Source organism: Sphingobacterium ginsenosidimutans (assembly GCF_039536865.1).
Lineage (GTDB): Bacteria > Bacteroidota > Bacteroidia > Sphingobacteriales > Sphingobacteriaceae > Sphingobacterium > Sphingobacterium detergens.
Genome location: NZ_BAAAZK010000003.1, coordinates 106,471 through 121,662, shown reverse-complemented (window position 1 = coordinate 121,662; position 15,192 = coordinate 106,471). Strand labels below are relative to the sequence as shown.

General features: G+C 39.1%; 16 protein-coding genes. 9 read left to right on the top strand and 7 right to left on the bottom strand.

Features of this window, described 5'->3' with window-relative positions; all coding sequences use genetic code 11:
• The 3 genes from ABFX33_RS08920 to ABFX33_RS08910 all read left to right on the top strand — a co-directional run.
• Positions 1-242, top strand: a 242-nt coding sequence (locus tag ABFX33_RS08920; RefSeq protein ID WP_346085595.1) for a hypothetical protein, incomplete at its 5' end; no start/stop codon positions are given.
• A 274-nt stretch (positions 243-516) separates the two neighbouring features.
• Positions 517-1,404 (top strand): DUF4886 domain-containing protein, encoded by an 888-nt coding sequence (locus tag ABFX33_RS08915; RefSeq protein ID WP_346085593.1) that lies wholly within the window; start codon positions 517-519, stop codon positions 1,402-1,404.
• Positions 1,405-1,417: 13 nt separating this feature from the next.
• Complete coding sequence (locus ABFX33_RS08910; RefSeq protein WP_346085592.1) at positions 1,418-1,921, top strand: DinB family protein; 504 nt, start codon at positions 1,418-1,420, stop codon at positions 1,919-1,921.
• A gap of 89 nt (positions 1,922-2,010) precedes the next feature.
• Here ABFX33_RS08910 and sucD read toward each other — a convergent pair whose 3' ends face one another.
• Positions 2,011-2,883 (bottom strand): succinate--CoA ligase subunit alpha, encoded by an 873-nt coding sequence (gene sucD, locus ABFX33_RS08905; protein ID WP_077438675.1) that lies wholly within the window; start codon positions 2,881-2,883, stop codon positions 2,011-2,013.
• A 90-nt stretch (positions 2,884-2,973) separates the two neighbouring features.
• The gene (locus ABFX33_RS08900) at positions 2,974-3,507 is read right to left on the bottom strand and encodes an RNA methyltransferase (RefSeq protein WP_120259330.1); all 534 of its coding nucleotides are present in this window, start codon (positions 3,505-3,507) and stop codon (positions 2,974-2,976) included.
• 113 nt (positions 3,508-3,620) lie between these two features.
• Between ABFX33_RS08900 and rpsT the strand changes: the two genes are divergently transcribed.
• Complete coding sequence (rpsT, locus tag ABFX33_RS08895) at positions 3,621-3,875, top strand: 30S ribosomal protein S20 (protein ID WP_046671646.1); 255 nt, start codon at positions 3,621-3,623, stop codon at positions 3,873-3,875.
• Positions 3,876-4,015: 140 nt separating this feature from the next.
• Here the strand turns inward: rpsT and ABFX33_RS08890 are convergent, their stop codons facing one another.
• Positions 4,016-4,867 (bottom strand): 3-keto-disaccharide hydrolase, encoded by an 852-nt coding sequence (locus tag ABFX33_RS08890; protein ID WP_346085591.1) that lies wholly within the window; start codon positions 4,865-4,867, stop codon positions 4,016-4,018.
• Between the two features lie 39 nt (positions 4,868-4,906).
• Positions 4,907-5,740: an AraC family transcriptional regulator gene (locus tag ABFX33_RS08885; RefSeq protein ID WP_120259332.1), complete on the bottom strand. Its 834-nt coding sequence runs from the start codon at positions 5,738-5,740 to the stop codon at positions 4,907-4,909.
• A gap of 434 nt (positions 5,741-6,174) precedes the next feature.
• Here ABFX33_RS08885 and scpC point away from each other — a divergent pair, with 434 nt between their 5' ends.
• A complete protein-coding gene (scpC, locus tag ABFX33_RS08880) occupies positions 6,175-7,668 on the top strand; it encodes a succinyl-CoA:acetate CoA-transferase ScpC (RefSeq protein WP_120259333.1) in 1,494 nt (497 codons plus the stop codon).
• A 327-nt stretch (positions 7,669-7,995) separates the two neighbouring features.
• Here the strand turns inward: scpC and ABFX33_RS08875 are convergent, their stop codons facing one another.
• The gene (locus tag ABFX33_RS08875; RefSeq protein WP_257093636.1) at positions 7,996-8,715 is read right to left on the bottom strand and encodes a DNA alkylation repair protein; all 720 of its coding nucleotides are present in this window, start codon (positions 8,713-8,715) and stop codon (positions 7,996-7,998) included.
• A gap of 17 nt (positions 8,716-8,732) precedes the next feature.
• Complete coding sequence (locus tag ABFX33_RS08870; RefSeq protein WP_259187390.1) at positions 8,733-9,230, bottom strand: DinB family protein; 498 nt, start codon at positions 9,228-9,230, stop codon at positions 8,733-8,735.
• A 212-nt stretch (positions 9,231-9,442) separates the two neighbouring features.
• Here ABFX33_RS08870 and ABFX33_RS08865 point away from each other — a divergent pair, with 212 nt between their 5' ends.
• Positions 9,443-10,504 (top strand): alpha-L-fucosidase, encoded by a 1,062-nt coding sequence (locus tag ABFX33_RS08865; RefSeq protein WP_346085588.1) that lies wholly within the window; start codon positions 9,443-9,445, stop codon positions 10,502-10,504.
• A 141-nt stretch (positions 10,505-10,645) separates the two neighbouring features.
• On the opposite strand, the gene ABFX33_RS08860 is transcribed toward ABFX33_RS08865, so the two are convergent.
• Positions 10,646-12,130, bottom strand: coding sequence for an alpha-L-fucosidase (locus ABFX33_RS08860; protein ID WP_346085586.1), 1,485 nt, complete (start codon positions 12,128-12,130; stop codon positions 10,646-10,648).
• 435 nt (positions 12,131-12,565) lie between these two features.
• Here ABFX33_RS08860 and ABFX33_RS08855 point away from each other — a divergent pair, with 435 nt between their 5' ends.
• The 3 genes from ABFX33_RS08855 (at position 12,566) to ABFX33_RS08845 (ending at position 15,035) form a co-directional block, all read left to right on the top strand.
• Positions 12,566-12,946 (top strand): hypothetical protein, encoded by a 381-nt coding sequence (locus ABFX33_RS08855; protein ID WP_346085585.1) that lies wholly within the window; start codon positions 12,566-12,568, stop codon positions 12,944-12,946.
• Between the two features lie 200 nt (positions 12,947-13,146).
• Positions 13,147-13,725 carry an RNA polymerase sigma factor gene (locus ABFX33_RS08850; protein ID WP_346085584.1) on the top strand — a complete coding sequence of 193 codons (579 nt, stop codon included), beginning with the start codon at positions 13,147-13,149 and terminating at the stop codon, positions 13,723-13,725.
• Between the two features lie 62 nt (positions 13,726-13,787).
• A complete protein-coding gene (locus ABFX33_RS08845; protein ID WP_346085582.1) occupies positions 13,788-15,035 on the top strand; it encodes a FecR family protein in 1,248 nt (415 codons plus the stop codon).
• Positions 15,036-15,192: the final 157 nt, after the last annotated feature.

Below are 15,192 nucleotides of genomic sequence, written 5' to 3'. Positions count from 1 at the left end.
ACTTTTCAGAAGGTTCCAAAGGACAATGGGGCCGGGATAAAGCCCACTGGGTGACGCTCGGAAAAGAGGCACATATGTTCCGCAACCCTATTATCTGGTACAAAGCTGTATGGCTCTGGCCCCAAAAGCGAGACTGGGATCCACTCCCAAAGGCCACACAAAAGACTCCGCTCAGGAATAGTACTGTCAGGTGCAAGCCTGTATGGCACCGCTCTAAGGTGCTGCACTATGACTCCGTTTAGGTACTATCTAAAAAGATTATAGAAGAACGATGCCCCTGCTCCCCAATGTCACAGAAGGATAGGGCTCCGTAACCGTACTATCCGGTAGAAATCTGCATGGCCATGATCGAAGGTGCTGCGTAATACTTTCGTTTATATACTTTCCAGCAATCAATGGTTTGCAGCGGAAGTTTCGGTAAAAGTTTCATGCGCTACAGACTTTACTGTTTTTCCCTTTATACGATTAGCAATTCTACGAGATATTAGCTAATTTAGTCATTACAGGAATGTATATATGATGAAAGTTAAACAGATATCCTTACTCAGTATTTTACTTGTATTTTTCCTTATCGGCAATAGTCTAAAAGCGGAGGGACAGTCATTGGATGACGGTGTTTTGCGTATATTGGCTATTGGGAATAGCTTTTCGGAGGATGCGATTGAGCAGAATCTTTATGAATTAGCCAAAGCGGGTAAGAAAAAGATCGTCATCGGTAATCTTTATATTGGTGGCGCCCCATTAAGCTTGCATGTAAGCAATGCGAAAGGAGATAAACCGGCTTATCGCTACCGGAAGATCAATCTGGACGGTCGGATGTCAGAACGAGCAAACCAGCGGCTTTCTGAGGCCTTGGTGGATGAAGCTTGGGATTACATCAGTTTCCAGCAGGCGAGTCCTTTGTCGGGAGATTACGATTCCTATGCCAAGGACCTACCACTTTTGTATGATTATGTCACAAAGCATATAAGCTATCCTGAGACAAAATATATCTTGCATCAAACATGGGCTTATCAAAATGGTTCGCCCCATGAAGGTTTTGTCCGCTATAACCGTAATCAGAATACGATGTACACGGCTATTGTAAACACTTCTCAAGAAGTCTTTAATTGGGGTAATTTTGATATATTGGTGCCCTCGGGTACAGCTATACAAAATGCACGATCAAGCTATATTGGCGATCAATTCACACGGGATGGTTATCATCTTAACCTGGATTATGGACGTTTTGTCGCGGCCTGTGCCTGGTATGAGGCACTATTTAAAGAAAGCGTTGTTAGTAATACATTTTTGCCACTTAAAGTGACCTATATAGAAGGACAGATCGCACGGGAGGCCGCACATCAAGCGGTTGAGTTTCCTTATGGAGTTACTATATTGCAGGATTTTCAATTAATGAAATAATATATTTATTTATATGAGTATCAAAAAAAGCTATTTGATTGAATTAGATCACGAAACAAAAAATACCAAGCGTATTTTGGATCGGATACCAGATGAAAAACTGGATTGGCGCCCGCATGAAAAATCGATGAGTCTAGGAGAGCTCGCAGCCCATGTTGTGGAGTTGCATAGTTGGGTGTCTAAAGCGATACCAAAGGATGCATTTGATTTTAAGGTAGATTATCATCCACTGAAGGTATCTTCGGTAGAAGCACTGAAATTGATTCTTTCCGATGGGTTGGAAACCAACAAGACTACCATAGAAAATATAGCGGAAGAAGACTGGTTTAAGGACTGGGTGTTAAAATCTGGAGATTATGAAATAGCACGGCTACCACGCGCTGGCGCGATACGTTTTATTGTTAATAACCATATTGTCCACCACCGTGGACAACTGACTGTATATTTACGGTTACTGGGCATTCCGGTACCCGGTTTATATGGGCCTTCGGCAGATGAACCGATGACCAGCATGTAATATCATTTTTGATATAATATAGAAAAGCAGATATAAAAATAAAGGGGATCAATTTGATCCCCTTTATTTTTATATGGTTGATTGCCTAGTTATTTAGCCAATTCTTCTGCGATTGCTTTTCCGATTTCAGCTGGAGATTCAACTACACGGATACCACATTCACGCATGATTTTCATTTTTGCAGCAGCAGTATCATCAGCACCACCAACGATTGCACCAGCGTGGCCCATACGACGTCCTGGAGGCGCTGTTTGACCAGCGATAAAGCCTACAACAGGTTTAGTACCGTGTTCTTTGATCCAACGTGCAGCTTCAGCTTCCATTCCACCACCGATCTCACCGATCATGATGATAGCTTCAGTTTCTGGGTCGTTCATTAATAATTCAACAGCTTCTTTAGTTGTTGTACCGATGATAGGGTCACCACCGATTCCGATAGCTGTTGTGATTCCTAATCCAGCTTTTACAGTTTGATCTACTGCTTCATAAGTTAAAGTTCCTGATTTAGAAACGACACCTACGTTACCTTTTTTGAAGATAAATCCTGGCATAATACCGATTTTAGCTTCACCTGCAGTGATGATACCAGGGCAGTTAGGACCGATCAAACGAGATTTTTTGTCGCTTAGGTAAGATTTTACCTGGATCATGTCTTTTGTAGGGATACCCTCAGTAATACATACAATCACTTCGATACCAGCAGCGGCAGCTTCCATGATTGCATCTGCAGCAAATGCTGGAGGTACGAAGATAATAGAAACATTAGCTCCTGTAGCGTCTACTGCATCTTGAACAGTGTTGAATACAGGACGGTCTAAGTGTTGTTGACCACCTTTACCAGGAGTCACACCACCAACTACATTTGTTCCGTACTCAATCATTTGAGTCGCATGGTAAGTACCTTCGTTTCCAGTGAAACCTTGAACGATTACTTTTGAATCTTTATTAACTAATACACTCATTTCTTCTTTAAATTTTGCACACAAATCTACTATTTTGCTTTCTAAAATGGAAGCAATGTGGATAGGAATATGACCTTTATTGATAAATTTTTAGTTCAGATTGCGTTTTTGGATAAAATCCCAAAGGATAATGCCAATTGCGACAGACACGTTAAGTGAGTGCTTGGTGCCATATTGGGGAATTTCGATACAAGTATCGATTTTTTCCATGACTTCTTCATCAACTCCATTGACCTCATTTCCGAAAATTAATGCATACTTTTTATCCGACTTTGGCTCAAATTGATGTAACATGACACTATCATCTGCTTGTTCAACGGCAATGATGGTATAACCTTCTGCTTTTAGCTGATCTACGACGTCAGTAGTATCTTTATGGTATTCCCAAGAGACGGATTGTGTAGCACCCAAAGCTGTTTTTTCGATTTCCCGATGTGGAGGGGTACCGGTAATGCCACATAAATATATTTTTTCAATAGCAAATCCGTCTGCGGTACGGAAGGCCGAGCCGACATTGTGCATACTGCGAACATTGTCCAAAACGATTGCGATAGGCGTTTTTTCTTGTTTTTTAAACGATTCAACATCTGTACGTTGAAGTTCATCCATCGATAATTTTTGCATGTCGCAAATATACTAAACCTAAAAAACAAAATAGATTTTGAATATTGAAAATAAGGTGTTATTTTTGCAGTCCGAATTACAAGAAAAAATTGAATAAAAATTAGCTAAAAAAAATGGCAAATCATAAATCAGCGATCAAAAGAATTAGAGCAAACGCTACTAAACGTTTAAGAAACCGTTACCAAGCAAAAACAACGCGTAACGCAATCAAAAAATTACGTCATACAACTTCTGCAGAAGAAGCAAAAACATTGTTACCACGCGTAATTTCTATGCTTGATCGTTTGGCAAAGAAAAATGTGATCCACAAGAAAAAAGCTTCTAACAACAAATCTAAGTTAACTAAATTCGTTAACGGTTTAGCGTAAGCTTTCTGTATAGATATTGAGGGGTACAGCTCGCTGTATCCCTTTTCTTTATGTTATATACTTTGGATTTCTCTTTCCAAGCGAATAGTAAAAAAAAGCATCAATAGTGATGCTTTTTTTATTTTATCAGTGATAGAAGATTATTGCTCTAAATTAGGCAATAACTCTGCAATGACTTTTTTCAACTTATTGGGATCTTTCATATAAGGTTCCAGATCATATAGCTCCACTTTTTTGAAGTCGATCGGATGACTTTCACTCTGCAGCGAAATGCTCCCTTTCTTCAATAGTTGGCCATCTTTTTTTACAGCAGGATCAAAGGCTGTAACATTGCCGCCACCGATTTGAGGTTTGGTGTATTGCATTACCACTTTGTCCTCAAGGATATGTTGTACAAGTGAATCTCCCAATACCAGAAAATCTGCAGTTACCCATTGGTCTCCAGCATAGGTTTTGGATGTAGAGCTGATACAATGTGGAGTAAATAGTTTGTTATCGATGACAACATTTGTTCCTGGTGTACAGAGATTGCTCGTTGTACGTTCGTCCTTACCATTGCCACCTAGGAGTTGTCCTTCGATGGATATTGGGAAATCTTGATCTACACCCATTGTTTTTGGATCCTGTCCATGCAACATGGCACCGCTATTGCGCCAAGCCCAACCTTCACCACCTGGTGCCTGTTCGCCTACAAAACGATAGGTGACACGTAATAAATAAGCTGAAAATTCTTTATTAAAGAACAAATGGCCGTATTGAAAATTGAAGTTATCGTAACCATCGTATCTGACTTTCAATAAACCATCTTCGACACGGAATGTGTTTTTATAGTTATCTCCAACCTTGTGGTTTCGGATTTTTGGGGTCCAGTTTTTTAAATCTTTCCCATTGAACAATTGAATGGGTTTGGGTTTTTTGTCTTGAGAATTGCCAAATACGGAAGTGCTGAGTAATAAAATTCCAGCACCATAGATAATATGTTTGAATTTCATCCTGAATTAGGTTTATTGACCTAAATTAGGGAAACATTTTTAAATAAGCAATTCTTTTTGTTTGACATACTCACTGGGACGAATACCTACGACTTTATTGAATGTATTACTAAATGTGGGTAAGCTGTTATATCCAACTTTCAAAGCTACTTCATTGACACTTAGTTTTTCATCCAATAACAACTTGAGCGCAGTCAACATTCTCAGGATGGTATAGTATTGGATAAATGACATATTCAATTCCTTCTGAAAGAGTCTCGCCAATGTACGTTCGCTGATATTAAAGAGGCTTGCAAGTTTTTTGAAGCTTACATTTTCTTCGATATTCTCTTCCAGATAAGTAACGATATCTTTTAATTTGGGATGGCTTGGATAAGGCAGTGCCAAGGGAAGTTCGTGTAGCGATAATTCAGGGAGAATAAGTTTAAATGCCGTAGCTAAGCTATATTTAGGTTCTTCAACAGGGAATATATTGCCATTCCAACGATTGGTAAACATGATCAATTCAATCAGTAGATCGTTTACTGGGTAGATGCCCATTTTGCTGTAGAATGCGGTATCGTTATTCGTTTTTGGAAAATAGAGATTACGCATCACTACCTCAGGAGTACTTGGATGAATACTATGCTTTACACCAGCAGGAATCCATAGATAATGTCGGGCCGGCAGAAAATATGATTTTTCATCTGTTTTTATAAAGACGACTCCCCCCTCTGTATATAAAAATTGATCCTTTTCATGACAATGCTCAGTGATATGATTTTCAGCTATGATGGCGTGATGGCAATAGATGCTATCTTGAAATGAATCAACCTCCGTCATATAGTAGCGGTTGACATATTTTGAATCGCTCGTTGTATCTTTTATGTTCATTTTTTCCTATAAAACTACGCTGCAAAGGTAAGACTTTTTTACTAGACCTGACCTTCTTACTGTTAAAGTGAGTGTATGCTTACAATAAAATTGCAATTAAATAGCTGGAGAGTTAGTATTTACTTACTTGGTTTTAAATTGATTTTTTTTAATTCGTTGAAAGCTAGGTTGATATGAATTCTATTTCTGTTTTTATAAAAATAACTGGAAATATATTTTTATTTATTTCACTGAACAGTAGTGTGTTATGGTTGTTTCGTCTCCATTGAATAATTTTGTGTCGAATGGTAATAAATTCACTGTCTAAAAAAACGTTAAAATTGTTTGTTTAAGAAATGTTCACTGACGTTTAATATCTTTTAAAATAGCGGATATAAATAGGTTTCAATTTCTTAAGTTTACATGAATAGCATACAAAATAAAATTATAAGGATATGGCTTACGAAAGGATAAAAATTCAGAGCTTACACGATAAGGTTATTACAGCTGTCGAAGCTGCGAAATTATTTCAGGACGGTATGGTCGTCGGGTCGAGTGGTTTTACAAAGGCGGGCGATAGTAAAGTCGTATTACCAGCATTGGCAGATCGGGCCAAAGAAGATCCTTTGAAAATAACGTTGATTACAGGGGCTTCTTTAGGTCATGGTACAGACGGAAAACTGGCAGAAGCCGGAGCGCTATCCAAACGCATGCCTTTTCAAGTGGATCGTACCCTTCGCAATAAGATCAATGCTGGAGATGTTCTTTTTATAGATCAGCATTTAAGTGAGACTGCAGAGCTGTTACACAATAAAAATCTGCCACAGGTCGATATTGCCGTTTTGGAGGTTGCCGCGATCGAATCCGATGGTAGTATCGTTCCAACGACTTCGGTTGGTAACTCCGCTACTTTTGCCGCATTGGCTAAACAGGTTATTTTGGAAGTCAATACCGCTATACCGACCACGATTAAAGGGATACATGATATTTATCAGGCAGAAGATTATCCACGTCGTAATGTAATTCCTATTGTAGCGCCCGAAAATAAAATCGGTCGAAAAACAATTCCATTGGATCCCAGCAAGATCGTGGGTATCGTATTTACCAATGAGCTTGACAGTCCAGCAGATATTGCTGAGCCAGACGCTAAAACAACAGCAATAGCGAAACATATATTGGCGTTTTTTGAAAATGAAGTTGAATTGGGACATCTATCCGAAAGTTTGATGCCATTGCAGGCTGGGATCGGAAAAGTAGCCAATGCAGTACTTACAGGCTTTATACATAGTAAATTCCATAATTTAACAATGTTTTCTGAGGTATTGCAAGATAGTACATTTGATTTAATCGATGCTGGTAAGCTGGATTTTGCGTCAGCTTCTTCCATTACCGTATCAGAGGAATGTTACTCACGGGTATTTGATCATTTGGACAAATACCGTGACAAGATTGTACTCCGTCCTCAGAATATTTCCAATACACCGGGCTTAATCAAGCGCTTGGGCATTATTGCGATCAATACAGCAATTGAATTTGATATTTATGGGAATGTAAATTCGACGCATACTTCGGGTACCAATATTATGAATGGTATTGGTGGATCAGGAGATTTCGCGCGAAATGCTTACTTAAGCATCTTCGTCACGCAAGCGGCTTCTAAGGGCGATGTCATTTCCCATATCGTTCCAATGGTGTCCCATGTGGATCATACAGAGCATGATGTTGATATTTTAGTGACAGATTATGGTTTGGCCGATTTACGTGGTTTGGCGCCGAGGGAACGCGCAAAAGTTATTATTGAAAATTGTGTACACCCTGACTTCAAAGCGCAATTATTGGATTATTACAATCGTGCCTGTGAAAGGGGAGGGCATACACCACATTTATTGGAGGAAGCATTCAGTTGGCATATCAACTTAAGAGAAAAAGGAACCATGAAAAAAGACTAACCGCACATATCGTAGCATGTTATAAAAGAATAGGGCTAGCTGAATCCTCAGTAGCCCTATTCTTTTATAATTTGGTACCCATCCTCCCACAGGATCATTTCAAATATTCTATTCCCTGGGATTCTGCTTTAGTTTTCCGACAATACGACTAATAAAACAATTATTCTACTCGCTATCTCATTTTAAATCTTCAATTTTCAATAGCGGTGTAGTTGTGAGGAAGACCAGACCCATTCCACCTTTTGCGAGCTTTTTCAAATATAACCGTAGCAGCTCTTTACGGTATTTGCATTTTTTTTGTCTATTTATGGACTTTTTCGGCGCTATCTATAATGACTTTGCTACTTTGTTCCGATTGAGACCGATGGTAATTTTCGTCCGGAACCATTGCTTGGTCTCTGGTAACTCAATCTGTTTTCGGTAGCGTTCTATGATTGTCGGATGGAATTTCGCGATGGTTTTGGCACCCCAACCTATTCCCTTTTTAATATGGAAATCCGTTGCATCAGATAGCGAAAGTAAAAGCCTGAACATTGTTTCTGCAAATTTTGGTGAGAGGTCTTTCTTTACCGCATAATGTGTCGCAACACCTATCGTACGCACAATCCATTTGTCGGAATATTGGGCCAAGTGTTTCAATAGAGGGATTGTTTTTTCTGGATAGGTAAGGAGGGCATGACCAAGTACACGCTCACCTACGATATCGCAGACATACCATTGGTCTCCGCCTACAATATAAGCGCATGCTCTTTGGATCGACTCTTCAAGATATAAAGGTAGGCGCAGTTGTAGCATCATACCTGCCAATACATAACTTCCCATTTCTTTGGTTGCGACCAGTATATCCATAACGTATAGTTGTTCATCCTCGGGTATCCATAATGCCATTTCCTTTGCTGCGAATTCCAAAAGAGGAAAGCTAACCTTCTTTTTCAATAAACCTTCATATATGACTACAAGGAGCGCATCCTGCCCTTGCTGTTCCCAACTTTGCTTGGCCTGCTCTAGGATTTCTCTTACACGAACCTTACTGGTCATTTTTTCCATTTGCACGATCTGCTTTATTATTTTTGATCTTTATAGATATTCCAAAAATTATAATCCGTCATCGGAGCATCTGTTATACCGATATTCCGGCCCATGGTGACGATCTGCCCTCGGTGGTAGGTCCCATGGATAATCAAATGCTGAATATATTCATATTTTGAAAAATCACACTGGAACCAAGGCGATTCGACCTTTACATTTTTTTCTAGATCCTGTTCCGATAGACCTTCTACATAGTCCTGGAGTTTCTGCGAACTGTCTTTGATGGCCCTGAAGATATCCTCTTTATTACTGAATGTTTTTTCGAAATCAAAGTCATTACGTTCTGAGATATGACTCCACCAATACTCCTGCGTCTGCCATATATGGTTCAATGTTTTTAAGATCGTCGGAAAGCTCGATGGGACTTCTTGATTGAGTTGCTCATCTGACTTGGTACCTAACCAATCTAGATACTTGTTGACTACCCAGTTGTTGTACTGTACGCTTTTGGTGATTAACGTTTTTAAGCTCATAATTATTGGTTTATAGTTTTGTAAATCTTTTAAAACTTTTTACGTAAATATAAATCTTTCCAAACAGATTTGCGATATTTAGATAAAGTATGGAATACTTCATGCTGATTATTATTCGTGAATTGATCAGGTGTTTTCTTTGGTTAAAAAGGGAAACCCGTTAGCCTTATTTGCTTTGACAATTCGTGTAACCAATTATAAATTACGAAATAATGAAAAAATTAACAGGTCTTGCACTCGCTCTTATTGCCTTGCTGTTTAATAGTAAGGTACAAGCTCAAGTCAATTATTTAAACCAATCCAAAGCAGACTTTGACAAACATATGCAATGGTTTAGAGACGCCAAATATGGAATGTTTATCCATTTTGGACTCTATAGCCAATTGGGTGGAGACTATAAGGGAAAGCCAATTGAAGGCTATGCCGAATGGATTCAGGCAGGGGCAGATATTCCCAAGGAAGAATATGCCCAGTTGATCCATAGCTGGAACCCGTCGCATTTTAATGCGGATCAAATCGTCCAGTTAGCCAAAGATGCAGGTATGAAATATCTGGTAGTTACGACCAAACACCATGAAGGGTTTTGCCTATGGGATTCAAAATATACAGATTATGATATTGCTTCAACACCAATGAAGGGGCGGGATCTCATACAGGAATTGGCTACTGCCTGTAAGAAAAAAGGAATCCGATTTGGTACTTACTATAGTATTATAGACTGGCACCACGATTCACAGTATCGTAATAGCGATGGAAAAAACGGTTGGGACAAATGGGGACAGGTCGCGATGAAACCAGATCAGAGGGCTGTTTATATACAGTATATGAAAAATCAGTTGAAAGAATTGATTGTCAAGTACGATACCGATATGCTCTGGTTTGATGGTGATTGGGTTAATTGGTGGGATATGGCCGCTGGACAGGAACTCTACCAATATTTACGTGAGTTAAAGCCATCTCTTATTATCAATAATCGTGTAGCCAAACGTGAGCAATTCAAACGTGATTTTGGTACACCAGAGCAAGAGCACCTCAGTGCGAAAGTAGATTATGATTGGGAGGCTTGTTATACCTTGAATAACTCATGGGGATTCAAACGATCGGACAGTGCTTGGAAGAGCCCGGAGGAGGTAAACAAAAAGTTGGTAGAAATTAATACACAGGGTGGAAATTTATTGTTGAATATAGGTCCAGACGGAAATGGTGAGGTTCCTGCGATAAGTAAAGAAATATTGCTGAAAGCGGCGGCGGAGCGAAAAGGTCAGGCAAAATAAACGATTAACAAATTGTATTAGAAAGAACCAGACTCATCGTGAATCTGGTTCTTTTTTATTGGGCCCTTCCAATATTAATTATCGAAAATAGCGTCATTTTCCTTATTTGAATACATCACAATGAGTTAGTTGACTGCTCCATTATTTGTCAATAACATTAATCTCATAAATGGACGGTAAGCCGCTTGCTTTTGTGATATTCAATCGTAGCTTTTCTGTTTGATATGCTCTCGGTAACCGGATGACCTTACAATCGCCCATAGATTCAGCACCCAAATAAATTGTCTCCCAGTTGCCCTTATTAAAAACTTGTATTTTATACTCCTGAATTCTATTGAGTCTGATATTGGAAAACCCATCCCCTAGATTTTTGGTGTCCTGATATTCAAAGATGCTGATTTTGTTAAATTTTTTCTTAGAATCCAATTGAATGTCAACTGTTGCTATTGTATCGCTGGCCATCCAGCGGCTTTCTAGGCTTCCATCAGTAATATTTGACGCGGCGTAGTTCACTTTTGTATCCTGTGCGGTTGAGCTTGCGGTCACGGGTGCTTTTGCCGAAACAAACTGACCGTTTTTAGGCAAGGGCTGGCCTTTTTTTAGCCCCAGTCGTTTTCCTAATTCAATAACGGCATTCGCTTCATATTCGCGGATACGACCTGTTTGATCAGGAGGGACATTGACGACTAGGCAGTTGTCATTATCTGTACTCCAGTAGAACAGTTCTTCCAGTTCGTCGACCGACCTGATCGGCAATTCTGTCGATTTTTGAAACCAGTTCCAGCGACTGCTCAAACAGATCGTATGCTCATAAGGGAGATAATAGGACTGGCCCTTATGCAGATATTGTTTTTTGTCATAACGGGTGATCAACTTAGGATCCCAAAGACGGAAATCGGAGGGAAAATATTGAAAATAATATTTATTATCCTCGGTCATAGTTGATGGTAAGGCGGCATTTCGTTCACCTTCTTTATAAACGATCGTATGGTTAACGCTGATGGCGCAGTTCGGACTATAGAATTTGACCAGCTTGTACACTTGGTCTAGCCCCCAATTATCAGGTTGACGATCCCAACCACCATCCAACCATAGTTCACTAATGTTGCCATATTTGGTAAAGAGTTCTGTCAGCTGGTTTTTCATATAATCAATATACTTTTGGGGATCCTTGTCTTTGTAAGATGGTTCTTTGCGATCCCACAGGGAATAATAGATTGCGAAATCCAGACCATATTTTTTACAGGCATCGGATACAGCCTTGACCACATCTGTTTTCACCGGTGAGGCGGCGACATCATAATCAGTGTATTTACTATCCCATAAACAGAAACCGTCATGATGTTTTGTAATCAATAGGACATAACGGAATCCCGCATCCCGAGCTGTACGCACCCATTGATCCGGATCGAGCTGCGTTGGGTTATATTTTTCTACGGGAATGCTGCCATCTGACCATTCCATATCAGTAAAGGTGTTGACGCCAAAATGCATAAACATGCCATAGCCACGTTTGATCATTTCTTTCTGGGCTTGATTCGGCTTGTTCCCGGGTTGTTGTACCTGTGCCTGACCTAGGGTGGCTAGACCAAGACATAGCGCGATGAAAAATAGTGTTTTGTTCATAATTTATTTGGTATACATTTAATTTCTTCAAACTTAGGTCTATTCTTTTTCAGATCACCGTATTCGACTGGATACCGGATTTCTATATAGAAAGACGATTGGAAGTCTAGATTGTCCCTGAAAAAGTGAAAATAACTTAAAAAATGAATAACAATATCTTTTTATCACTTTTTATGGGACATTTTGAACATTCAACCGTCAATAAGAGAGTAAGATACTAAAAATATGGAATCATTGTCAAAGCTTCGGATGTATGCAAATTCCAGAAATGGAGTTAGGGAGAAATTTGTTCCTGATCTATTGTTTTCTCTTAATTATTTTAAAATTAAGACCTGAAGAAAGTCGTTTGTAAAAAGCAAACGACTTTTATTTTTATCTTTATTTTCAGCATGATTTTATTTGCCTCTCTTAAAATAATAAGCAATTTATCTACAGATGGAAATAGAAGAGATTTTTCAAGACAAATCGATAAAATTAAAAAGTAAGGTGGCAATTCTTGGAGCAGGTTTGCTCAATGGTGGTCTATCCCTCCAATTGCTATTGGAATACGCAGATCAACAAAATGCTGTTGACAAAGCGACTTGCCTAGAAGCTATTGAATATGCGACGAAAAAGAACCCAGCAATCGGTAACAGCGCACTATTGAAATACTTGACAAATGTGTTAGGGGGTAATGAACCGAGAATAAAATGGGAAAGTGCGAAAATCATCGGTAATATCATTTGGCTTTTCCCAGATCAATTGGATAATACTGTCGCTAGTTTATTGAAAAATACACGTAATAGTGGAACGGTTGTTCGTTGGCCTATGCCCTAGCCGAAATAATCAAGTTAAAAACCGTTCAAAATGATTTTTTAATCCCCGAAGTGGAACTCCTTTGTGAGTTGGAGGAAGATAATGGTGTAAAGAAAAAATACTTGGATGTTTTAAAAAAGATAAAAAAGTAGCATTTTTAACAGGAAAATACCTTATTTCAATCGTCTTACTATGATAAATTGCTTTATTGATTAGCTCAAATGGATTACAATTATTTTGAAGACTTTAAGGCTGGAAACCAGCGGATGCTAGAATTTTGCATTCAGCAAAATAGGTCATCCCTATTGTTTTTCGCCTACAAATTTATTCGAGATGAAACCGTATGTGAAGAAATTGTTGCTGATAGTTTCTTTAAACTTTGGCAGCATCGTGCACGGATGACTGATCTGGGCCATATTCAATATTTCCTGTTTAAAACCACGAAGAATGCCTGTCTGAATCATATTGAAAAGGAAAAATCATCGCCCTTTGTCTACCATGGGCTTGAGGGGATAGACCAACAGGACGATCGAAATATACAATTCGATATTATTTATGCTGAGTTTATTCAATTATTATATGCCGAGTTGGATAAACTGCCAACACAGCAAGCACAAATCTTTAGATTGAGTTATTTGGAAGGTTACAGTACGGAGGAAATCTGTACATTATTAAACACCACCGCTAATAATGTGTTTTACGCTAAATCTAAGGTGCTAAGTCATCTTAGACAGCGATTTGGACGGAATGATATGTTATTGGCATTGTTCCTAGCCCCCTATCTTTTTCAGCATCTTTAAAAAAAGTAAAATATTCACTAAGGTTTTGCTCAGTTTCCGGTTTATCTATAAAAACCATGATTATGACTGTGCCTAGAGATATTGCATACCTTATTTTTCATCACTTTCAGGGCGACCTTACGGATTTGGAGCAGCATGAGCTGCAGACTTGGCTCAATTCGGATCCACAACACCGTGTGTTCTTTGAGCAACTCGCAGAAAATAGCGGATGGGAGCAAGATCTAGCGATTTGGCATCGTCTGAACAATACTTCGAAAAAAAGTCAAGATGATCAGATGCTTCTGACAAAAGTGATGGAGAAAGTCCAAGCAATGGAAGAGCCTGTGCAAACTAGGAAAGTCTCCGCTTTGTGGTGGTATGCGGCTGCAGCGATTTTGCTTTGCTGTTTCTCCATTTACTTCATCGTACAAAAGGGACAATCGGATAAACAGGACCAAACATTGACCTATAAAAATACGGAAGATATAAAACCGGGAAAAAGCGGCGCACGCTTGACCTTACCAGATGGTACTGTTATCGCACTAAAGTCAGACGATCAAGGCATCCAAATGGGGGAGGAAATTCAGTATGTAAATGGTGATAGACTTGCCACGACAGATTTGACTAATACAAAGATTGCAGATAATACTTTGCTAACATTGGAGGTTCCTGTAAAGAATTTTTATAAAATAATCCTTTCCGATGGTACTCAAGTCTGGGTTAACTCAGGATCTAAGTTGCATTACCCGCTACGATTTGATAAAAATAACCGCGTGGTTGAACTTGAAGGGGAAGCTTATTTTGAAGTCGCCAAACTCACATCAAATAATGCTGTTCGTGGAGCTAAACCTAGCCGTATCCCTTTTTTAGTAAAAACCAAGGGGCAGTTGTTGGAGGTTTTAGGGACGAAGTTTAATGTAACGGCTTATCCTAATATTAAGACCACGAAGACAACTTTATTGGAAGGTAAAGTAGTCGTATCCGCAGCAGGATATCCTTCGAAATCAGTCTTATTGACACCAGGGAAACAAAGTTCATTTGATGGCAATGCCTTTCAAATCAAAGAAGTTGATGTGGATCAGGCCATCGCTTGGAAAGATGGGTTATTCTATTTTGATGGCGAAGATGCAAAGGAAGCTTTTGAGCAATTGGGTAAATGGTATGATATCGATATACAATACATAGCGAAAGAACCGCGTGTTGCTTTTTTCGGAACAATTGAGCGGAATAAGAGTTTAAAAACAGTAGTTGAAATATTGCAAAAAAGCGGGGTCAAATTACGCTTGGAGGGGAAAGCCGACCGTACACGCTTGATGATTGAAGGGGAATAACAATAAAATAAGGGGAAATTCTATAGAAAGGAGGTCATTTCGGAAATACAATAACCAATCGAATAGGCCAAGAAAACAACTGAGCGATGCTGGACACATCACTCAGCTAAATTGTTTGACGGGCTAGCACCTGTGTATAACACAGGACTTATTAACG